The sequence below is a fragment of the Streptomyces fradiae ATCC 10745 = DSM 40063 genome (assembly GCF_008704425.1).
In the GTDB taxonomy this organism is placed as follows: domain Bacteria; phylum Actinomycetota; class Actinomycetes; order Streptomycetales; family Streptomycetaceae; genus Streptomyces; species Streptomyces fradiae.
In genome coordinates, this window is record NZ_CP023696.1 from 6,672,963 (window position 1) to 6,694,001 (window position 21,039).

Here is a 21,039-nt window from a genome sequence, read left to right on the forward strand (position 1 = left end):
CACGCCCCGCACCGCGGCGGCACACACGCCGACGCCTGACGCCCGGCTCCTCCTGGGAGCCGGGCGTCAGGCACGGGGCCGGGGCGCCGGGGTGAGGGCCCGGCACCACGGCCGGCCGCGGCGGCCCCTCCCGGCGGCGGAGAGCCGAGGCGGGGGCCGAAGCAGGGGGCCGGGGCCGAGGGGCGTGGATCTCAGGCCGTCGCGTCGGCCAGCCACAGGTCGGGGCCGAACACCTCGTACCGGATGTTGCGCGCCGGGACGCCGTCCCGCAGCAGCCGGCTCCTGACCTCCCGCATGAAGGCCAGCGGGCCGCACAGGTACACGCTCGCGTCGGCCGGCACGTCCAGCCCGTCGACGTCCATCAGGCCCGTCCGGGCCCCCGGCTGCTCGTGGGCGTCGACCTCGTACCAGAACGCGGCGCGTGCGTCGGGCAGTTCGCGCACCAGCCGGTCGGTGTCGGCCCGCAGCGCGTGCGAGCCGGGGGAGCGGTCGGCGTGCAGCACCGTGACGGGGCGGGTGGAGCCGGAGGCCGCCAGGTGCTCCAGCATGCCCACCATGGGGGTGCAGCCGATGCCCGCCGAGACGAGCACCAGCGGCGCGTCCGACTCGTCCAGCACCACGTCGCCGAACGGCGCCGACAGGGTCAGCGTGTCACCGGCCCGGACCGTGCGGTGCAGCAGGTTCGACACCTCCCCGTCGGGCGCCCCGTCGCCCGTCACGCGCTTGACGGTGATGCGGCGCACCTCCTCGCCCGGCGCCGACGACAGGCTGTACTGGCGCAGCTGGTGCACCCCGTCCGGCATCCGCACCCGGACGCTGACGTACTGTCCGGCGCGGGCGAGCGGCGCGGGAGCGCCGTCGGCGGGGCGCACCAGGAACGACACGGTGTCGCCGGTCTCCACCCGGCGCTCCACGACCGTCCACTCCCGCCACGGGTGCCCGGGCTTCACCTGGGCCTCCAGGTAGAGCCGCGCCTCCTGGGCGATCAGCGCACCCGCCATCAGCCAGTACACCTCGTCCCAGGCCGCGGCGACCTCGGGTGTGACGGCGTCGCCGAGCACCTCCGCGATGGCGCGGAACAGGTACTTGTGGACGATCGTGTACTGGTCGTCCGTGACACCGACGGCCACGTGCTTGTGGGCGATGCGGGCGAGCAGCGTGTCCGGACGGGTGCCCGGCTCGGTGATCAGCGCCCCGGCGAAGGCGGCGATGGACCCGGCCAGCGCCCGGCGCTGCGCCCCGCTCGCCTGGTTGCCCCGGTTGAACATCCCGTCCAGCAGCTCGGGGCGTTCCGCGAACATCGTCGTGTAGAACCGGGTGGTTATCTCGTCCAGCGCACCGCCGACGGCAGGCAGGGTGGCCCGGATCATCGCGGCCGACTCGGCAGACAGCATGAACGCTCCTGAGAGGGAAGGGGGAGAGCTGGGGCGCTGCACGGTGGCAGGCACCCACTGGTCTAGCAGCCGCACGGCCGCCTGACCCCCGTTCCGGTGGGATGCGGGACCAACGGCCCGCGGGTCGGGGACGTCCGGTCCGGCACGGGCCCGGCCCGGCCGGGACGCCCGGCCCGTCCGCGACGGCCGGCGCGGGCACCTCGGCCCTCACCCGCGCCCGTGGCGCGAATCGTCGGCACGCGCCCGCGGGCCCGCCCCCCGCCCGGTCGCGCAGGCCGGGTCCGCGGCCGGGCCCATGACGGGTGGTCGTCTGACGCCCGCCGCCCGGCCGGCGCGACCGCCTGGGGGACGACGCCGGGACGCGAGCGCCACGCCGGCCGCGGCTGACGCTGCGTCGGCCCTCGGCGGCGGCTGCCCGGGGGCGGGAGGCCCGCGTGCCGCGGGCGGACGCGCTCCCCCCCCCGCCGGCCCGCGGGACCAACGTCCCCGCCGGGGAGGCCGCCCGGCCCGTCCCGTGCGCGGCCCGGTCACCGCATGCTGGGAGCGACCGGGCCGCCCGTGCGCACGACCGCGCACGGCGTCTCCGGGCCACGGCCCCCGCCCGGCCCGGAGGCGGCACGGTCACCGCCGGGCCGCCCTCCCTCTCCCCCGACAGGAGGGCGGCCCGCCGCGACCCCGCCACCCGCCCGGGCCCCGCGCACCGGCCCGGAGGCTTCGTCCCCCGAGCCGGTGCCGGCCCCGAGCAGCCCGGCACCGGACGCCGCCCACCCCGGGACGCGCGACGGGGTACGCCGCCGCGGGGAGCCGCCGCCCGGTCCCGGCCGCGCCCGCCCGGCCCGCCGCGGCCCCGCTACAGCTGCTCGCCGGCCATGACGGCGGCCATCCGCAGGTGCGGGGCGGCCTCGTCGGGGCGGCCCTGCCGCTCCAGGGTGCGGCCGAGCATGAGCCGGGCGTAGTGCTCGACGGGGTCGCGCTCCAGCAGCGCCCGCAGCTCCGTCTCGGCGCGCGTGAGCTGGGCGGAGTGGTAGTACGCGCGGGCCAGCAGCAGCCGCTGGGCGGTCTGGCCGGGGTACTCCTCGACCAGACCGCGCAGGATGCGCGCGGCCGTCTGGTACTGCTTCGCCTCGAAGAACATCCGGGCGCGCTCCCACCGCTCACCGGCCGTGCCGAACTCGAAGTACGTGTCGCCCACTGCTCTGCCTCTCGGTGCGTCCGACGCCTGTGCACCCGTAAGCGGCGGCGGACCGCTCCCTATTCCGCCGGCCGCCTCACCGGTCCTGTCAGCAGCGGAGCCCTGCCGTCACCCGTCACGGTGGTGCCCGGCGCGTCCCGCCCCGCGACCGCCCGGCGGCCGGGCACCGTGGCCGTATGCGTACGACCCGGCTCGCCCTCACCGCCCTGGCCGCAGCGCTCGCCCTCGCCGGCTGCACCTCCGTACGAGGCGAAGCGCCCGCCCCGCCACCCGCGCTCGGCGGGTCCCCGGGCGGGAGCCGCCCGCCCGCGGCCGCGCCGACCGCGCCACCGGCACCGGCCGCCGCGCGCGAGGAGCCGGCCGGGACGGGCCCCGTCCCGTCGCCGGCCGCGTCGGGCGGCACCGGCGCACCCGCCGGGGCGTCCGTGCCGCACCGCACCGAGGGCCGGCCGGTGCCCCACCGTCCGGAGCCGCCCCGCACCGCCCCGCCGCCCTCACCGGACCGCGACGGCGGGGCTCCGCGACCGGCGCCCGCCGACCGGCCCGGACCGGGGGAGACGGTGCGGATGCGCGAGCTGTGCCAGGCGGCGCGCGGCACGGTGGACCCCCAGATCGCCGACCTCTGCCGGCGCGCCTACGGCTGACGCCGGACTGTGCCCGCGGAGGTACCGCCGTGCTCCGGTCGCCCGGCGGCCCGCCGCGTCCCGGCGGCGTCCCGGCGGGCGCTACGGCTTGGGCAGGGCGCAGCCCGGGCGCCCGAGGTCGATCCTGTTGCCCGCTGCGACGCACGGAGCGATCGTGTGCGTCTGCTGGGCGTAGTTGATGCCCGGACGCACCGTCACCGTGCCGTTCGCGTCGACCTCGCACGGGTTGTTGACGGTGCACCGGCCGCCGTCCTCGTTGCCGGTGTTGTTGACGGCGACGACCTTGCCCGTCGCGGTGTCGATCACGGGGGAGCCGGAGGTGCCGCCGATCGTGTCGCAGGCGGAGGTGTACCGGATGGAGTCCTTCCAGGTCCAGTCGCCCTCCTTCAGCCGGTAGGCGAAGCCGTCGACGGAGCAGCTGTAGATCCGCTTCCAGTACCCGGAGACCACCTTGATGGCGGTGCCCTGTGCGGGTCGGGCCGTGTCCAGCTCGAGCGCCCTGATGCGGTGGCGGTCCTCGATCTGCCGGTAGGTGCTGGTGAGTTCGTACAGCGAGACGTCGGTGTCCGTCATCGTCGCGTAGGCGATCTTCCCGGCCCGCAGGGTGGCGACGCCCCGGCCCGAGGAGTCCAGGAGGGTGAAGCCGCGGGTCGAGGGCCGGTTCACCACGACCACGCCGGGGCCGGGCATGCCGCCCTCCAGGCAGTGGCCGTTGGACAGCACCAGGGCCCGGTCGTCGGGCTGCGACTGCGGCAGGCGCACGACGGAGCCGGAGCAGTTGCTGAGCGCCACCGTTCCGGCGAAGTCGACGGTGGCCGCGGCGGACGCGGCCGGGGCGGCGGAGGGCGGAGCGGATGCCGGTGCCGGTGCCGGTGCCGTGGCGGGGACGGCGGTGGCGGCCGCGGGAGCGGCGCCGAGGCCGAGGAGCGCCAGCGTGAGCAGGGCGCCGGCGAGGGGCTTCTTCATGTGGGGGGTCCTTGTCCGAGGGGGCGGAGGGTCATGCGCATTCTCGATAATGGGCATGTCCCCGACAAGAAGGCGTTTCGGCCGACGACCGCGCGAGGCCGTGCCGTTCCCGCCGCCGAGCATCACCGGGCGTGACGAGCGGCGGCGGGGGCAGGGGACAATGCAGGCCGAACAGAAGGGGAGGGGTGCGTGACCTCGTCAAAGGCGCGGGCCCGGCTGCGGGCCGTGGAGCAGCGGTTGTCCGACCCGGCCCCGGCGCGGCTCGCCGGACAGACCGCGATACCCCTTGTATGGCGGCAGGCCGCGCTGTGGCCCGAAGACGCCCCGCGACAGGAGCCTGCCCCGCGGCAGGCCCCTGTCCCGCGGCAGGCGTCGGCCGCGGGCCCTGCCCCCGGACCGGCGGCACCGGATCCGGCCCGCACCCCCGCGACCTCCGCGCCGGACGCCGCGGCCGAGCCGCCGTGCCGCGCTCCGCTGGGGCCGCGCCCCGCACCGGCCCCTCCCCGGCCCGCCCCCGAGCCGGGGGCCGCACCTGACGCCCCCGGCCCGCGGGGCCGAACCCCCGGCCCCGTACCGGGTCTCGGAGCCGAGCCCGCGCCCGCGCGCAGGCGGGGGCGGGGGCGCCGGTCCGGCCGGTACGCGTTCGACGACCCGGCGCGACCGGCCACCCGGCCCCGCCGCAGCTACGTGCACGGGCGCCGTATCGCCCTCCTGGCCCTGGTCGGCGACTACTTGTGACCGGGACGGCCGCCACGAAGGCCCCTCCGGATCCCGCCGCCGTACGCGAGGACCGGGCGAGCCGCCACCCGGCGGGCCGCCACCGGACGGTGCGGCGCCCCGCCGGGCCCGCTCGCCGCCCGCGCGTCCGTCAGCGGGGCCGTGGCGGCGGCCGGTCGGCGGCGGGGCCGCACGGGCCCGGCGCCAACCGGTGGACCGGCAGGTGCCGGGCCCGCCGGGCCGGCCGGGCGTGAGCGTCCCAGGCCGTGCCCCGCCGGCGTCCCGGCGCCGCACGGCTCGCGCACGCGCCGACCGGCGCGGCACCGCACGCCCCGCTAGTCTGCGAAGCGGTCCGGTGGGACGGCCGGACCCGGCCCCACGAGGAGGTACCGCCATGTCCAAGCCGCCGCTGCCCGACGCGGCCGTCGCCATGCTCCGCAAGCCCAACCCGGCCGTGCTGTCCACGCTCCGCTCCGACGGCCAGCCGGTCTCGACGGCGACCTGGTACCTGTGGGAGGACGACGGCAGGGTGCTGGTCAACATGGACGAGGGCCGCAAGCGCCTCGGCCACATCCGCCGCGACCCGCGTGTCACGCTCACCGTGCTGGACGAGTCGTCCTGGTACACCCATGTGAGCCTGATCGGGCGGGTGGTGGAGCTGCGCGACGACGAGGGCCTCACCGACATCGACCGGCTCTCGCGGCACTACCTCGGCCAGGCGTACGGCAAGCGCGACCGGGGCCGCGTCAGCGGCTGGATCGAGGTGGAGCGCTGGCACGGCTGGGGCGCGCTGAAGGACAACGACCAGAGCTGACCGGCCGCCGGGCGGCCACCGGCCACGGTGGCCCGTCGGGCCAACACCCCGCCAGGACCCCGGCAGGCGAAGCCCCGCCGGGCCGGTCCACGGCGCACATCCGCAGGACGCGCACCGTCCGGCGTCCACCGCCACCGCCTGCCGCCATCGGTGCGGGCGACCGGTGGGGCCCGCGCCCCCGTGGCACGCGCCTACCGGGGCGCCGCCACCGCGGCGGCGCGGACCGCCCCGTGGACGGCCCGCGCCAGACGGGCGCCCCACAGGGAGCGCGGCCCGGCGAACGCGTACGCCTCCTCACCGGGCCGCTGTGCGCGCGCGGCGACGCACACGGCGTCGGTGGGCGTACCGGAGCAGTCGTAGCCGGCGTCGAGCAGCGCCTGCACCTTCGCCTCGGTGGCCGTCGCCACGGCGTTGACCAGTGCGGCGTCGGTCAGCGCCACCGGCAGCGCGGCGACGATGTTGACCGTGCCGGGCCCGGCCGGCACCACCGGCCCCTCGACCGGCGACGCGGCCCACCCGCGCACCCCGAGACCGGCGGTCGCCACGGCCCGGACCCCGGCGTCCTCGCACCGGCCGTGGGCGCGGACGTCGGCGGCCGTCATCAGTCCCACGCCGGGGCCGTGCGCCCCCGCGTCCCGCGCCAGTCGCGCCAGATGGCGGTCCGGGTCGGTGCGGCGGTAGCCGTGCGACACCTGCGCGTTGAGGACCCAGGCGCGCTCCCCGACGCCGCCGCCCAGCACCGCGCTGCTGATCATCCGCCAGCCGGGGCCGGCCCGCCACAGCAGGGCGTGCAGTCTCTCGCCGTCCTCGACGCGGGTGAGCTCGCGCACGGACAGCGGACCGGCGCCGCTGCGGGGCCGGGGGAGGGCGGCGGTCACCGGGCACTCCTCGTCGACGGGGAACCAGCCGTCTCGACGGCGGGGGAACCGCCCGATCCTACGCCCCGCCCCGCCGCCCCCGGCGCCGGACGCCCCGCCCCCCGCCGCCCCCCCCCGTCGACCGTGCCCGCACCGGCCCGGCGTCCGTCACCGTCCGAGCCGGCGCGGGCGCCGGTGCCGTGCCGGCCCGGCGCGGCATGTCAGGGACGCGGCCCGACCGTCCTCTCCCCGTCGCGTACGACGATGGCCAGAGCCGGACAGGAGTCCGCCGCGTCGAGCGCCCGCTCGTCCTCGGCGGTCTCCTGCCGTACCGCCTCCGCGTGGTTCCCCTCCAGCCGGAACAGGTCCGGAGCCAGGGCCGCGCACATCCCGGAGCCCATGCACAGCCCCGGATCGACCGCCACACGCCACGTCACGGCCGTCACCACCCGACCGGCATCTCGCGCGGCCCGCGCACCAGCATCTGGTTCTTCCACACCACGTCACCGGCGAGCCGCAGGGTGGGGAACCGGGTCAGCAGCGCCAGCAGCGCCTCCTGCAGCTCGAGCCGCGCCAGCGGAGCGCCGAGGCAGTGGTGGACCCCGTGCCCGAACCCCAGGTGCTGCACCTGCGTACGCGTGATGTCGAGCCGGCCCGGCTCGGTGAACTTCAGCGCGTCCCGGTTCGCCGCCCCGACCGCCACCAGGACCGGCTCCCCGGCGCGCACGAGGGTGCCGCCGACCTCGATGTCCTCCGTGGCGTAGCGGGGGAAGGCCGCCCCGCTGCCGAGCGGCACGAACCGCAGCAGCTCCTCCACCGCGCCGCCGATCAGCTCCGGCCGCTCCCGCAGGAGCGCGAGCTGGTCGGGGTGGTCCAGCAGCGCGTAGACGAAGTTCGGGATCTGGCTCGCCGTGGTCTCGTGGCCCGCGACCAGCAGGCCCACGCACAGGTCGACCAGCTCCAGCTCGCTGAGCCGGTCGCCGGTGTCGCGGGCGTCGATGAGCGCGGTCATCAGGTCCGGGCGGGGGCTCTCCCGGTGGTCCCGCACCAGGTCCGCCATGTAGGCGCGCAGCTCCTCGCGGTTGCGGTGGAACTCCTCCGCCGTCAGCGAGCTCGTCGACAGGACGGCGTCGCTCCACACCCGGAACCTCGGCCGGTCCTCCTCGGGGACACCGAGCATGCGGCAGATCACCGCCACGGGGATGGGCAGCGCGTAGTGCTCGACCAGGTCGACGGGCGGCCCGGCCGCCTCCATCGCGTCCAGGAAGCCGTGCGTCAGCTCCCGCACCTGCGGGCGCAACTTCTCCACCTGGTGCATGGTGAACGCCTTCGCCACGAGGGTCCGCAGCCGGGTGTGCTCGGGCGGGTCCATCGAGAGGATGCCCGAGTCCTGCCGCGCCTCGGACTGGCGCGGTTCGTCGTGGTGGGCCCCCTCGGCCCGGCTGAAGCGCCGGTCGCCGAGGACGAGCCGGGCGTCGGCGTAGCGCGTGGCGAGCCAGGCGGGCTCGCCGTAGGCCATGCGGACGCGTAACAGACCGGGCCGCTCCAGCGCCCGCGTGTACGCGTCGGCGAGGTCCAGGCCCTCGGGTTCGTTGAAGGGATAGGTCAGCGGTGTCCGCTCGCGTGCGGTCGTCACGGGGCAACCTCCCAGGTGTAAGCAGCTGCTTACCAACCTAGAGTTGGGCCTGTCGGCGGTCAACGGCGCCTCGGGCGAGCCGCCTTCGGTCACACGGCGGCGAAAGAGGGGGCGGTTCGGTGGAGTCCGGCGGTACGGAGACCGGGGCCGCGGCCCCGGCGCACAGCGGAACCGGCAGGACCAGGGGGGCCGGCGGCGCCGACCGGACCGGCGGGGCGGCCGCAGGATCCGGCCGGGCCGCAGGATCCGGCAGGACGGAACCATCCGGCGGGACCGCCGGGTCGCACGGGCCCGGCGAGCCCGACAGGGCGAGGGAACCCGGGGGAGCCGCCGCGGCCCCGCCCCGCCGGGACGGTGGCGGCGCCACGCGGGAGCGGCTGCTCACCGCCGCCCGCGAGCTGTTCGCCGAGCGCGGCTACGAACGGGCGACCGTACGGGACATCGCCGCCCGCGCCGGAGTCAACCAGGCGCTTCTCTTCCGCCACTTCGGCTCCAAGCGGGCCCTCTTCGGGGAGGCCGTCGCCCACAGCGGCCTCGAACAGCTGCGCACGACTCCGCCGGACCGCCTCGTGGAAGCGGTGCTGGCGGGCCTGCTCGCACCCCAGCCGGACCCCGAGGGCCACGGGGACGGCGCGGGCCGGTCCCTGGAGACCCTGCTGCGCTCGGTCGGAGCGCAGGACGAGGTGTCCGCCGCGATCACCGCGCTCGGCGCCGACTACGCCCGCGTACTCGCCACGCTCAGCGACACCGAGGACCGCGCGCTCCGCGCCGACCTCGCGCTGGCGTGGCTGCTGGGCATCGGGCTGATGCGGGTGGTCATCCGCAAGCGGCCGCTGGCCGAGGCGGACCCCGCCGAGGTCGAGCGCCTGGTCACGGCCACCCTCGCCCACCTCCTGGAAGGCCCGCACACCTGACGGGCCGCCACCGGGTATCCCGCTGGACGGGCACCGCGCCGCCACGTATCGTCCTCGGGCGGCCACGCGGCGCGTCCCTGGGGGAGGGGACCGTTCCGCCTTCGGCGGCTTCCACCGATGTCACCCGTGGGGGGTCCCTCGACCATGCTCTGCTCCCGATGCGCCGCGCACGCGGCCACCACCCCGTCCGGTCTCTGCGCGGGGTGCGCGTCCGCGGCCCCCGCGCCCGGACCGCTCCAGCCGATCCGCTCGCTCGCCGGCCTCTCGAACGCCCTGACCGTGCTCCTCGCCCTCGTCGCCGTCCTCGACGCCGTGGCCGTGTACGCCGCGCTCAACAGCCGCGCCGTGATCGGCGCCCTCGCCGACGACACCGGCGACCACGCCGACGCCGTCGAGAAGGCGCAGCGGGCCGACACGCTGATGACCGTCTCGTCCTCGCTGTCGCTGACGGCCCTGCTGGCGACGGCCGTCGTCTTCGTCGTCTGGTTCCACCGCGCCCGCGTCAACGCCGACGTCCTCGGCCCGGCCGAGCAGCGGCGCGGGCGCGGCTGGGCGATCGGCTCCTGGTTCATCCCCATCGCCAACCTGTGGATCCCCCGGCAGGTCGCCGGCGACATCTGGGACGCCAGCGAGCCCGGCGGGCACCGCACCTCCCGGGCGGTGCTCAACACCTGGTGGGCGCTCTGGGTCTCGGCGGCCCTGCTCGGCCGGGTCGCCGCCCGGATGTGGGACCGCGCCGAGGAGATCGAGTCCATCCGCCAGGGCGCCGCGGCCCTGGCCGCGACCGGCGTCGTCGACCTCGCGTCCGCCGTGGCCGCCCTCGTCTTCGTCCGCCGCCTGACCGCCATGCAGCACGCCAAGGCGGCCGCGGGGCCCCCGGCCCAGCCCGTCCCCGCGGCCGGCTGACCGGGGCCGAGGACCTCACGCGAGGGCCGGCACCTCGTACGTGTCGCAGTAGGAGAGCCCGTCGAGCGGCTCGTCGCGCAGGAACCGCAGGACCAGGTCGGCGTACTCGGCGTCGCACTCCAGGTGCGCCATGTGGTCGGCCTCCCTGATCAGGACCAGCCGCGAACCGGCGACCGTGGCGGCGACGGCGCCGTTCTGCTCGGGGGTCGTCGTCAGGTCGTACTCCCCGGTGAACACCAGCGCCGGCACGCCCTCGACGCCGCCCGGCGGGATGAGCCGCGGCGCCAGCACCCGCCGGTGGCACGCCGCGTGCCGCCGCGCCTGCCGCCACGTGGTGCGCAGCGCCTGCCGCCGCAGCAGGCGCTGCACGGCCGCCGACTGCCGCACCCGCTCCTGCGCCCGCGTGTTGACCAGGTACCGCACCAGCCGGTCGGCGTACCTCCCGTCGTCCGCGCACCCGTCCAGGGCCTCCCCGGCCGTGGGCCCGGACCGCTCCAGGTGGTCGGCGGCCTCCCGCAGGAACACCCGCATCGGCCCCGACACCCGGTGCGTCGCACCGGCCAGCAGCAGCCGCGCCACGCGGCCCGGCCGCCGCTGCGCCATCCGGTACGCGATCGGCGCCCCGTAGGAGGCACCGAGGACGTTGACCCGCGGCAGGCCGAGCACGTCCAGCAGGTGCAGCGCCGCGTCCGCCAGGACGTCGAACCCCTCGTGCGCGGGCAGGTCGTCGGCGTCGCCGCTGCCGGGCAGGTCCACCAGCACGAGCGGGGCGTACGGGGCGACGTACCGCTCCAGGCGGGGCCAGGCGTACATGTCCTGCAGCGCACCGCCGAGCAGCAGCAGCGGTTCCGGGCCGCCGCGCCCGGCGCCGGTTCCCCCGTGCCGGGCGCCCGCCCCGCCGCGTACGATCCGGCAGGCGTAGCGCATCCCCCGCCACGTCATCTCGCGCCGCTCCTCGGTCAGTTCCCACGCGGCGGCGGGGAGCAGGCCCGTCGCGCCCTGCGTCATGCGGGGCACTCCGCGTGCCGGCGGATCAGCTCGGCCAGGTCGCCGACGCTCGCGGCGGTGGACAGCTCGTCCTCGCTGATCTCCAGCCCGAGCCGGTCCTCGACCTGCAGGGAGAGCACGACCAGCGCCATGGAGTCGACGCCGGCGCGGGCGAGGGGGGCGTCGGGGGTGATGGGACCGGGCGGCAGCCCCCCGTTGGCCGTCAGGATCGCTTTGACCTCTTCGAACGTCATACACACTCTCTTCGGGATCGGAGCCGGAGCCGGAGCCGGACTCCGGGCGGGAGCCGGAGCCCGGCCGGGGCACGGCGGGGACGGGGGCACGGCGGGGCGCGGGCGCGAAGGCCGCCGGGGGGCCTACAGGCGGGCAGCGAGCCCGGCCGGCCAGGTCAGCGTGGTCGCCGCCCACGCCAGCCCGCTGCCGAACGCCGTGAGGAGCACCTTGTGGCCGGGCTTGAGCTCTCCCCGGTCGGCGGCGTGCGCCAGCAGCAGCGGCAGGGAGGCGGCGGCGGTGTTCCCCACCTCCCGGATGTTGGACGGGCACCTCTCACCGGGGATGCCCAGGGCGTCGGCCACCGCCGCCGTGATGCGCGCGTTCGCCTGGTGGGCGACGAGCCGGTCGACGTCCGCCATCGCCCACCCGGCGGCCTGCGCCGCCTCCCGCGCGGCGGCGGTCATCCTGCGCACGGCGTGCCGGAACACCTCGCCGCCCCGCATGCGGACGAAGAAGGCGCCGGGTTCCGCCCTCTCCCGCAGATGCCGGTCGCGGGCCCCTCCGGCGGGTACGACGATGGCGTCCGCGAGGGAGCCGTCGCTGCCCCAGGAGACCGGACCCAGGGCCCCCTCCTCGGACGGCGACCCCGCCTCGAACACGGCGGCGCCCGCCCCCTCGCCGAAGATCGGGGCGGTGGCCCGGTCACCGGGGTCCACGAGGGACGTCATCGCCTCGGCGCCCACCACCAGCACCCGGCGCGCCGTCCCGGAGGCGATCAGGCCGTCCGCGACGGCGGCGGCGTACAGGAACCCGGAACAGCCGGCCGCGACGTCGAACGCGGCGGTGGACGCCAGCCCCAGCCGGTCCGCGACCCACGGGGCGGTGGCCGGGCAGGGATGGTCGGGGGTGCTGGTCGCCAGCAGCAGCGCGTCGACACGGTCCGCACCCGCGGAGGCCAGCGCGCGGGCCGCCGCCTCCACCGCCATGTCCCCGGTGGAGACCTCCGGCGCGGCGAACCGCCGCTCGGCGATGCCGATGCGCTCGCGGATCCACCGGTCCGACGTGTCGAGCCGGGCGGACAGCTCGCTGTTGGGCACCCGCCGGGGCGGCAGCCAGGCGCCCAGCCCGGTGAGGACGGCGGCGGGACCACGACCGCGACCCGCCGAAGTGGCAGTGCGGCTCACGATCGCTCCCTTGCGCGGGGGGACTTGTCGCTCATCCGGTCATGGAAACAGCCGCCTCACCCCGATCCCGGCAGGCATACCGAAGCCGCCGCCCCCACGCCCCGAACGGGTGGCGCCCCGCCCTCCGTTGACGGACGCCGGCCGGGGCTACGCCGGAGCGCCGGGGTGCAGGACGGCGAGCACCCCGCGGGCACGGGCACCGTCAGCGGTCCGCCAGCAGCCGGTGACCTGGCCGACCGCTCCCCGCGGCAGCGCGGGCCGGGCGTCCGGGACGGGCCGCAGGACCCGGTGCACGCGCAGGGTCGTCCCCCGCGGCGCCGACAGGCGGGTGCCCTCCCGGTCGTCGTGCGCGGTCAGTTCGGCCGCAGGGGGCACCGCGCCGGCGCACACGGCGGCGACCTCCCGGTCGGGCATGTCGCTGACGTCCTGGTCCTGGGCCTGCGCCCGCCCCGCGATCAGCTCCGTCAGCTGCGCGGCCAGCACGGGGTCGTGGCAGCCGTCGTACGCCCAGCGGCGCCCGAGCACGCCGTGCTCCATGGTGCCGACGAGGGCGTGTCCGGCCCCGTCGAGCGGCGCGCCGCGGTAGGTGAGCGGCACCAGGTAGGTGACCGGGGCGGGCCCGGAGGCGTCGGCGACTACCATGAACTCGATCCCGACCTCGCCACGCGGGTCGTCCAGACGGAACCCGCCGGCCTTGGAGAGCTCCGGTCCGCCCGCGCCGCCCCGGTACCACGGGCGGGAGGGCAGCCAGGAGGCGAGCAGTTCGAGCTTGGTCGGCCTGACGGTGGTCCGGTGGATGACGGCCATGCCGCGGTTCCCCTTCCGATGCGTCGGTGCGTACCCCTCACCTTCCCACCGTCCCCGGCGCGCCGGAGCACACGGCGCCCGCCCGCAGGACCGGGCGGCGGGCGGCGCGACCGCCGTCGCGCTTCGTCAGCCGGCGAGGCCCCCGGCGAACGGCGCCGCCAGCCACCGCTCGACGGCCGGGCGGACGTACTCCGCCAGTACCGGCTGCTGCGGCGCGAGCGCGAGGACGCCGACCGCGCGCAGCATCCCCACGGCGTTCACGCAGGCCAGCACGTCACCGCGCAGGGTCCGCAGGCCGTTGCGCTCCGCGCCGCGGTTGTAGGCGGCCTCGTGCTCGGGCCCGAAGAAGGCGAGGTCCCACTCGACCGGCCCCAGCGTGACCAGCTCGAAGTCCGCGTGGAGGTCTCCGTCCACCCCGGCGATCATGTTGGCCGGCGGCGCGTCACCGTGGACGGGCTGCGACTCCGTGCCCGGGAACGCCGCCTCGAACGCCGCGCGCGAGCGCACCAGGGGCTCCAGGAGCCGCCACTCCCGGCGCGCCCGGTCCAGCTCGGCCGGGCCGAGGAGGTCCGGGCGCTCCCCGAGCAGGGCCAGGGCGTCGGTGACGAACCGGGGCTCGGCGGCGGAGAGGAACGGCAGCGGCCCCGGATAGGCGCGGAGCGCGGCGTGCAGGTCGGCGGTGCGCTCGGCGTTCGCCACGTAGTCGGGTTCCCGGTCCCGGTCCTCCTCGACGTACTGCCAGAACGTCATCGAGAACCCGTCGCGCCGCACGGGCTCCGGCGGTACGAGCGGGCTCGGCGGGACCACGGGCGTGCCCCGCCGCGCCAGCCACCCCGTCACGTCCAGCTCCGTCCGCTGGCGGCGCGCGAGCTCGTCGGGGCCCATGTGGGGCGCGAGGACGACGGGGACGCGGACCACGACGGGGGCGGGCGCCAGGTGGACGACAACGGAGAACACGTCGTGGAGCACCGCCGCCTCCGTCACGGTCAGCCCGAGGGAGCGCCCGGCTCCGACCGCCGCGTCGACGGCGGCGGCGGTGCGGCGGGCGATCCGCCGCGGGGACGGGGAATCGGCCATGTACCCGATCGTGTCACGCGGCACCGCCCGTGTCGTCCGCTTCCGCCCGCCCGCCGCGCCGCGTCGCCCGCCGCCCCGGTCGGCACCCGAGCCGTCCGGGTCGGCACCCGAGCCGTCCGGGGCGGCGCGGGCGCCGGCGCCGGGCGTCAGTGGGCGGGGCCGTGGAGGTACGTCGTACGGCGCGAGATCCGTCCTCCCTCCAGCAGGTACGTGTCCGCGAAACGCGCCGCGACGGCCCGCCCGTCCCGGTCCGTCCCCGAGAAGGTGCCCCAGCAGGCGGCGGCCTCCGCGTCGGCGAGGAGCCGTTCGACCGTGTGCCGGCCGGCGGCCACGGGGCGCTCGTGCCGGTAGAACCGCTCGATCCGGGCCAGGCCCACGAGCGGCTCGGCACCCGGGCGTTCGATGACGCACTGCGGCGCCAGGACGGACGGCAGGTCGTCCCAGCGGCCGTCGTCGATGATGTCCAGCAGCGCCGTCACGGGGGAGGTGTCCATCGGCTTCTCCTTGTGCCTCGTCGTCGTCCAGCCGTGTGCCACGCCGGCCTCGGCCGGTCGGCCCGTCATCCGGTCATCCCGCCGGTCTTCCCGTCACCCGGTCACCCGGTCATCGGTCATCTCGGCGTCACGTCATCCCGAGCGTCCGCGTCCCGGCGTCCCGCCGGCGCGTCGTACGGCGGTCGCGCCGCCCCGTCCTGCCACGCGCCGCAGTCCGCGGCCGCCACGGTCCGCGGGCCGTCGGCGAAGCCGAACTCGTAGCTCAGCTCCCCGAGGGCGCCGCGGATGAGCCGCACCATCGCGTCGTGGTCGTCGGCGATCCCCCACACGACGTCCAGCTCACGTGTCATCACCCCGCCGGGCAGCCGCTGCCCGACGCGGGCGAAGACCCGGTAGCCGCTGACGCCGTCCCGCGCGCGGACCCGTGCGGCCCCGTGCACGCCGAGCAGCCGGCACGGCTCCGTGGGGGCCAGCCCGTTGTGCTGGAAGTGGACCCGGCCGGGCCGCAGCCGCCCCACCCCGGGGTGCCTGCCGAGGGCGTGCAGGGCCGCGGCCCTGACCAGGTCCACCCCGCACGCGGTGCGGGCCAGCCCGTTGACGTGGCCTCCGAGCCGGCCGTTCACCTCGATGATCCTCGGCCCGGCCGGTGTCAGCTTCACCTCCGTGTGCGTCAGGCCGTGCCGTACGCCCACCGCCCCCAGCGCCCGCGTCACCAGGTCGAGGACCGCCCGCTCCTCGGCCGGCGCGAGATGGTGCGGCCAGTACCGGCCCGGCTCGCGGAACGGCCGTACCAGCGGCAGCTTCCCGGACACCGCCAGGTGGGCGACCCCGTCCGCGCCGCACAGGCTCTCCACCGACACGTAGTCGCCGAGCGGTCCGCTCGGTCGGCCGGTCAGGAGCTCCTCCACCACCAGCCGCGGCACGCCCGGCGGGGCGTCCGGCAGACCGGCGAAGACCTCCGCCACGAGGCGGGCGGCCCGCTCCTCCTCGTACACGGGGTGGGTGTGGCGGCTCCCCGCCCCCCGCACCGGCTTCACCACGGCGGGCAGCCCGACGGCGGCCAGCGCCGCCGGCCAGTCGGCCGGTGAGGCCAGGGACGCGTGGCGGACGTCGTCGACCCCCGCGCGGCGCAGCGCCGCACGCTGGAGGGTCTTGTCGGTCAGCAGCAGTGCCGTCGCCGGGCGGTGGTACGGCAGCTGCGCCGCCTCGGCCAGCGCGGCCGTCGTACGGATCATCAGCTCGCTGAAGGTGGTGATCGCGTCCGGGGCGAGGCGCCGCACCAGGGCGGCGTCCCGCGCGGCGTCGCCCGTCAGGCCGTGCACGGCGCCGAGCTGCCTCAGGACCGGGCGCATCGCCGCGACGTGCGGGCTGTCGGGCACCAGGAACACGGCGTCCGCCGTGCCGGCCAGCCCGACGCCCAGCTCGCCGGGGGAGACCGCGCCGTCGTCGTAGACCACCGCCAGCCGGGGCGGGCGCGTCACGCGCCCACCGCCTCGGCGAGCGCCCGCCGCAGCAGCTCCGTGTACCGCCCGGCCGTCGCGGGCGGGACGAGGTCCGGGTCGAAGGCCACCACGACCCGGTCGCCGCCCTCGACCCCGTCGACCTCGACGTCCACGCGCAGCGGGAAGCTCGGCTTGCCCCGCAGCCGCCAGCCGCCGGTCTCCAGCCCGGTGGCCGCGTCCAGCTCGCGATGGACGCCCAGCCGCGTGAAGTTGAGGACCGCGTCGAACGCGGGGCGGCCGAGCCGGTTCTCCAGCCGGGCCAGCGGGTACGCCCGGTACCGGCTGCCGCCGCGCTCCGCCACCAGCGCCGCCGCCGCCAGGTCCGCCCAGTCGTCCCGCGCCCGGAGCAGCACCGGAAGGGTGTTCAGGTACAGCCCGGCCACCAGGTCGGAGCCCGGCAGCTCCGGCCGCGTGTTCACCACCAGGCCGGTCACGACCTCGGGCCGCCCCGTCAACTCCGCGAACGCCCGCACATGGGCGGCCAGCGCCAGGGACTTGAGCGGCACCCGCAGCCGCCGCGCCGCCGCCGTCAGCCCCTCCACCAGCCCGCCGGGCAGCGGGAACCCGGCGGTCTCGCGGGCGTCCGCCGCCCCGCCGAACCTGCCCCGGTCCGGGAACAGCAGCGACGGCAGCGTCTGGCGGGCCCAGAAACCGGCGGCCTCCGCGGACGCCGACTGCGCCGCCTCCGTCTCGGCGAAGGCCCGCTCGACACCGTCCGGCAGGGGCGGCAGCGGCACGCCCGCGTACAGCGACATCAGGTCCACGGCCAGCCGGCCCAGGCTCCAGCCGTCGACGAGGGTGTGGTGGACCGCCAGCGCCACCCGGAACGCCCCGTCCAGGTCCTGGACACGGCATCGGAACAGCGGCGGCGCGCCCCAGTCGGGCGCGGCGAGCGGCTCCTCGGGAGGGCCCGCCACCAGCGGCGGCTCCACCGACGACCAGAACAGCTGCGCCGGCACCGAGTACGTGCCCAGATCGAACGACGACCGCAGCGCCGGGTGCCGCTCGCACAGCGCGGCCAGGGCCCGCCGGAACCGGTCCCCGTCGAGGGCACCGGCGACCTCCCACTCCAGGACCGACACGTACAGGGCGGGGTCCGTGCTCGTCTCACACAGGTAGACCATGGCGACCTGGAGCGCCGACGCGGGCAGGGCCTCGGCCACCCCGTCCGGCAGCAGGGACAGGTCGGCCGCGGTCAGCCGGGCGGCCGGCGGGGCGTCGCCGGGCCCACCGGCCGCCGCCCCGGCCAGATGCGCGCCCAGCGCCCGCGGCGTCGGGTGGTACAGCAGCTCCCGCAGCCCCAGCGGGACACCGCGCTCCGTGGCGTCCGCGACGACCAGCAGGGCCGTCAGGGAGTCGCCGCCCATGGCGTAGAAGTCGTCGTCCGGACCGATCTCCTGGCCTTCCAGGCGGCCGCTGAGGACCTCGCACAGCACCGCCGTGATCCGGTCGGCTTCGGACTGCATCGTTCCTCCTGCTCCAGTGGCTGCTACGGGATTCCGGGCCGGGGCGCCTCAGTCGCGCCGCGGCCGGGTGCGGACCGGCAGCTCCGCCAGCCCCGCGACGAAGTTCGAGACGAGGGGCCGCGGCCGGCCCGCGGGGCGGAACTCCTCGACCGCGTCGAGCGCCTCCTCGAAGAAGATCCGCAGGGTGAGCCGGCTCACGGCGGCGCCCAGGCAGTAGTGCGGCCCGAAGCCGAAGGCGAGGTGCCGGTTGTCGGTCCGCCGGACGTCGAACCGGTACGGGTCCGCGAAGACCCGCTCGTCCCGGTTGGCCGAGCCCACCCACACCGCCACCGCGTCACCCGCCGGTACGACGCCGCCGCTCAGTTCGGCGTCCACCACCGCGTACCGCAGGAAGCTGCTCGCCGGCGAGGTCCAGCGCAGCCCCTCCTCCACCAGCCCGGGAACCAGGGAGCGGTCCTCCCGCACGGCCGCGTACTGCTCCGGATGCTCCATCAGCGCCAGCACCGTGCCCGCGACCGCGTGCGGTGTCGTCGCGTTGGCGCCCAGGAGCATGCTGTAGCAGTTGACGACGGCCTCCTCGTCCGACAGGGGGCCCTCGTCCGTCCGCATCGACAGCAGCAACCGGACCGCGTCCTCGCCCTCGGTGCCCCGGCGGCGCGCGACCAGGTCGGTGAAGTAGGCGAACAACCGGTGGTGGGCGACCGCCAGGGTGGCGCCGGCGCTCGCCACCCGGAAGTCCGGGTCCTCCGGGGCGGCGGCCATGCCCGTCCAGTGCAGCAGCCGCTCCCCGTCCTCCTCGGGCAGGTCCATCAGGGCGCCGGCGACGGCCATCGGCAACAGCCCGGCCCGCCGGGCCAGGTCCCACCGCCCCTCACGGGCCGCCGGGGCGAGCACGCTCCGCACGGCGCGGCGGACCCGGTCCTCGGCGGCGTGCAGCGCCGGCCCGGCGAAGAGCCGGTTCAGCGGGCGGCGCAGCGCCGTGTGGCGCGGCGGGTCGGTGGCGACCAGCATCCGCCCGGACGCCGCGTCCGGGGTCCCGAGCTGCATCAGCAGGCTGCCGCGCTCGGAGGTGAACGTACGGTGCTCGCCGAGGACCCGGCAGGCGTCGGCGTGCCGGGTCACCGACCAGAAGGCCCGCCCGTCGGGCAGCGTCTGGCGGTGCAGCGGGGCGTGCTCCCGCATGCGCGCCCACACCGCGTGCGGATCGCCCTCGCCGTGGAAGCGCGGGTCGAACAGGTCGACGCCCTCCAGTCCCGCCTCGGCCGGGCGTCCGGAACCGTCCCTCATACCGCGGCCCGCCCCTTCTCGACGGCCCCGGCCAGCCCGGCCGGCGTCGGGTCCAGGTAGAAGTCGAGGGGCGACACCTCGACGCCGTACTCCCGCCGCAGCTCCTCGATGATCCGCACGGCCAGCAGGGAATCGCCGCCCAGCTCGAAGAAGTCGTCGTCCGCGCCGACCCCGGTCATGCCGAGCCGGTCGGCCCAGAGCCCGGCCACCGCCCGCTCCAGAGCGTTCCCCGGTTCCCGGTAGGCGGCGTTGACGTCGGGGCGCGCGACGGGGCCGGCCTGCTCCAGGGCCGCCCGGTCGACCTTGCCGTTCGGGGTCAGCGGCAGCGCCTTCACCGGCACGATCAGCGAGGGGACGGCGTACGCCGGGAGCCGCTCGGCCAGCCCGCGGCGCAGTTCGAGCACCGACGTGTCCGCCGCCGTCACGACATGGGCGACCAGCCGCCGCTCCACCGCCGCCGCGCCGCCGTCGCCTGCGCCTGGCACCGCGGGGGCGACGACGGCGGCCCGTACGACGCCGGGGTGCTCCAGGAGGGCGGCGGCGACCTCCCCGGGTTCCACGCGGAACCCCCGCACCTTCACCTGGTCGTCGGCCCGCCCGGCGAACTCCAGCACGCCCCCCACCCGCCGCGCCAGGTCCCCGGTCCGGTACATGCGGGTGCCGGGCGGCCCGAACGGGTCGGCGACGAAGCGGGCGGCCGTGGCGGCGGGCGCGCCCAGGTACCCGTGGGCGAGCCCGGCGCCCGCCGCGTACACCTCCCCGACCTGCCCGTCGGGCACCGGCCGCAGTTCCCCGTCCAGCAGGCGGACGGCCGTGCCGCGGACCGCCGTGCCGATGGGCACGGTCGCCCCGACCGGTCCGCGCACCGGATGGCAGCAGGTGAACGTGGTGTTCTCGGTCGGGCCGTAGCCGTTGACGACGGTCGCTCCGGGCAGGGCCCGCACCGCGCGGTCCACGTGGGGTGCCGACAGGACGTCGCCGCCCGCCAGCAGCAGCCGCAGCGCGGGCAGGTCCCGCAGGCCCTCGTCGACGGCGAGGTGGAACAGGCCGGCGGTCAGCCACATGACGGTCACCCGCTCGGTCCGCGCGAAGTCCAGCAGTCCGGGCACGGACAGGTCGCCCGGCGGAGCGACGGCCAGCCGGGCGCCGTTGAGCAGCGCCCCCCAGATCTCCAGCGTCGAGGCGTCGAAGGCCACCGGTGCGAAACCGAGGAACGTGTCCTCGGGCCGCGCGTCGAGGAGGGGGTTGCCGACGACCAGCCGCACCACCGCGCGGTGCGGCACGCAGACGCCCTTGGGGCGCCCCGTGGACCCGGAGGTGTAGGCGACGTACGCGACGTCCTCCGGCCCCACGGCGACCGGTGCGGGGGAGCCGGGACCCGCGACGGCCACAGAAGCCGCACCGGCACCCGCACCGGCCCCGGCACCCGCACCGGACGCAGCGGTACCGGCCCCGGCCGCACCGGCCCCGGCCGCACCGGCCCCGGCCGGATCGGCGCCCCCAAGGCCCCCGGAAGCCTCCTCGACCGCGAGGACCACAGGCGCCGCGGCGGCCTCGGCCTCGCCCCCGCGGGCCTCGGCGGAGCCGGACGGGGCCGGCCCGCCCGGGGCCTCCACCACCCGGTACGCGGGGAAGTCCCCGGGTCCTGGGACACGGTCCGCCAGCAGCACCCGCGCGCCCGCGTCGGCGAGCATCGCCCGCTGCCGCGCCGGAGGCTGCCGGGGGTCGAGCGCGAGGTAGGCGGCGCCCGCCTTGAGGACGGCCAGGAGCAGGACCGCCGTGTGCGGCGAGCGGCCGCACAGGACGCCGACGACGTCACCGGGGCGCGCCCCGGCGGCGGCGAGCCGGCGGGCGAGCCGGTCGGTGCGCCCGTCGAGTTCCGCGTAGGTGAGCGTGCCGACCGCCGGCCGGTCCGGTGCCGTACGGGCCCGCTCGGCGAAGACCGAGACGATGGTGTCCAC

General features: G+C 77.4%; 20 protein-coding genes. 4 read left to right on the top strand and 16 right to left on the bottom strand.

The window, feature by feature from the left end; all coding sequences use genetic code 11:
* Positions 1-191 precede the first annotated feature (191 nt).
* Positions 192-1,394, bottom strand: a complete 1,203-nt coding sequence (locus tag CP974_RS29125) for a globin domain-containing protein (protein ID WP_031134894.1) — start codon at positions 1,392-1,394, stop codon at positions 192-194.
* An 850-nt stretch (positions 1,395-2,244) separates the two neighbouring features.
* On the bottom strand, positions 2,245-2,586 hold the full coding sequence (locus CP974_RS29130; protein WP_031134892.1) for a tetratricopeptide repeat protein: 342 nt from the start codon (positions 2,584-2,586) through the stop codon (positions 2,245-2,247).
* Between the two features lie 176 nt (positions 2,587-2,762).
* On the opposite strand from CP974_RS29130, the gene CP974_RS29135 reads away from it, so the two are divergent.
* Positions 2,763-3,230 carry a hypothetical protein gene (locus CP974_RS29135; protein WP_031134890.1) on the top strand — a complete coding sequence of 156 codons (468 nt, stop codon included), beginning with the start codon at positions 2,763-2,765 and terminating at the stop codon, positions 3,228-3,230.
* A gap of 81 nt (positions 3,231-3,311) precedes the next feature.
* Here CP974_RS29135 and CP974_RS29140 read toward each other — a convergent pair whose 3' ends face one another.
* A complete protein-coding gene (locus CP974_RS29140; protein ID WP_031134888.1) occupies positions 3,312-4,196 on the bottom strand; it encodes a S1 family peptidase in 885 nt (294 codons plus the stop codon).
* 1,111 nt (positions 4,197-5,307) lie between these two features.
* Between CP974_RS29140 and CP974_RS29145 the strand changes: the two genes are divergently transcribed.
* Positions 5,308-5,727: a PPOX class F420-dependent oxidoreductase gene (locus tag CP974_RS29145; RefSeq protein WP_031137257.1), complete on the top strand. Its 420-nt coding sequence runs from the start codon at positions 5,308-5,310 to the stop codon at positions 5,725-5,727.
* 191 nt (positions 5,728-5,918) lie between these two features.
* On the opposite strand, the gene CP974_RS29150 is transcribed toward CP974_RS29145, so the two are convergent.
* The 3 genes from CP974_RS29150 to CP974_RS29160 all read right to left on the bottom strand — a co-directional run bounded on the left by CP974_RS29150 (position 5,919) and on the right by CP974_RS29160 (position 8,220).
* Positions 5,919-6,605, bottom strand: a complete 687-nt coding sequence (locus CP974_RS29150) for an adenosylcobinamide amidohydrolase (protein ID WP_031137255.1) — start codon at positions 6,603-6,605, stop codon at positions 5,919-5,921.
* 200 nt (positions 6,606-6,805) lie between these two features.
* Positions 6,806-7,030 carry a ferredoxin gene (locus tag CP974_RS29155; RefSeq protein ID WP_031127913.1) on the bottom strand — a complete coding sequence of 75 codons (225 nt, stop codon included), beginning with the start codon at positions 7,028-7,030 and terminating at the stop codon, positions 6,806-6,808.
* A complete protein-coding gene (locus CP974_RS29160; protein WP_031127914.1) occupies positions 7,027-8,220 on the bottom strand; it encodes a cytochrome P450 in 1,194 nt (397 codons plus the stop codon). Before CP974_RS29160 ends, CP974_RS29155 begins: the two co-directional genes overlap by 4 nt.
* Before the next feature lie 119 nt (positions 8,221-8,339).
* Between CP974_RS29160 and CP974_RS29165 the strand changes: the two genes are divergently transcribed.
* Together CP974_RS29165 and CP974_RS29170 are read left to right on the top strand one after the other, a co-directional pair.
* Positions 8,340-9,134: a TetR/AcrR family transcriptional regulator gene (locus tag CP974_RS29165; RefSeq protein WP_373276766.1), complete on the top strand. Its 795-nt coding sequence runs from the start codon at positions 8,340-8,342 to the stop codon at positions 9,132-9,134.
* Positions 9,135-9,278: 144 nt separating this feature from the next.
* A complete protein-coding gene (locus tag CP974_RS29170; protein WP_031127917.1) occupies positions 9,279-10,040 on the top strand; it encodes a DUF4328 domain-containing protein in 762 nt (253 codons plus the stop codon).
* A 15-nt stretch (positions 10,041-10,055) separates the two neighbouring features.
* Here the strand turns inward: CP974_RS29170 and CP974_RS29175 are convergent, their stop codons facing one another.
* The 10 genes from CP974_RS29175 to CP974_RS29220 form a co-directional block, all read right to left on the bottom strand.
* Complete coding sequence (locus CP974_RS29175; RefSeq protein ID WP_031127918.1) at positions 10,056-11,048, bottom strand: alpha/beta fold hydrolase; 993 nt, start codon at positions 11,046-11,048, stop codon at positions 10,056-10,058.
* Positions 11,045-11,281: an acyl carrier protein gene (locus tag CP974_RS29180; protein WP_031127920.1), complete on the bottom strand. Its 237-nt coding sequence runs from the start codon at positions 11,279-11,281 to the stop codon at positions 11,045-11,047. Before CP974_RS29180 ends, CP974_RS29175 begins: the two co-directional genes overlap by 4 nt.
* 123 nt (positions 11,282-11,404) lie before the next feature.
* Positions 11,405-12,445, bottom strand: coding sequence for a beta-ketoacyl-ACP synthase 3 (locus CP974_RS29185; RefSeq protein WP_037936149.1), 1,041 nt, complete (start codon positions 12,443-12,445; stop codon positions 11,405-11,407).
* Between the two features lie 147 nt (positions 12,446-12,592).
* Positions 12,593-13,252 (bottom strand): maltokinase N-terminal cap-like domain-containing protein, encoded by a 660-nt coding sequence (locus tag CP974_RS29190; RefSeq protein WP_031127922.1) that lies wholly within the window; start codon positions 13,250-13,252, stop codon positions 12,593-12,595.
* Between the two features lie 126 nt (positions 13,253-13,378).
* Entirely contained in the window at positions 13,379-14,329 is a 951-nt protein-coding gene (locus tag CP974_RS29195) for a phosphotransferase (protein WP_031127923.1), read from the bottom strand.
* Between the two features lie 146 nt (positions 14,330-14,475).
* Positions 14,476-14,823, bottom strand: a complete 348-nt coding sequence (locus tag CP974_RS29200) for a nuclear transport factor 2 family protein (RefSeq protein WP_031127924.1) — start codon at positions 14,821-14,823, stop codon at positions 14,476-14,478.
* Between the two features lie 116 nt (positions 14,824-14,939).
* The gene (locus tag CP974_RS29205; protein ID WP_051838816.1) at positions 14,940-16,304 is read right to left on the bottom strand and encodes an ATP-grasp domain-containing protein; all 1,365 of its coding nucleotides are present in this window, start codon (positions 16,302-16,304) and stop codon (positions 14,940-14,942) included.
* Positions 16,301-17,791, bottom strand: a complete 1,491-nt coding sequence (locus tag CP974_RS29210; protein ID WP_031127925.1) for a condensation domain-containing protein — start codon at positions 17,789-17,791, stop codon at positions 16,301-16,303. Before CP974_RS29210 ends, CP974_RS29205 begins: the two co-directional genes overlap by 4 nt.
* Before the next feature lie 48 nt (positions 17,792-17,839).
* Complete coding sequence (locus CP974_RS29215) at positions 17,840-19,078, bottom strand: cytochrome P450 (RefSeq protein WP_031127926.1); 1,239 nt, start codon at positions 19,076-19,078, stop codon at positions 17,840-17,842.
* Positions 19,075-21,039, bottom strand: a complete 1,965-nt coding sequence (locus CP974_RS29220) for a non-ribosomal peptide synthetase (protein ID WP_107066974.1) — start codon at positions 21,037-21,039, stop codon at positions 19,075-19,077. The genes CP974_RS29215 and CP974_RS29220 overlap by 4 nt, the downstream gene beginning before the upstream one ends.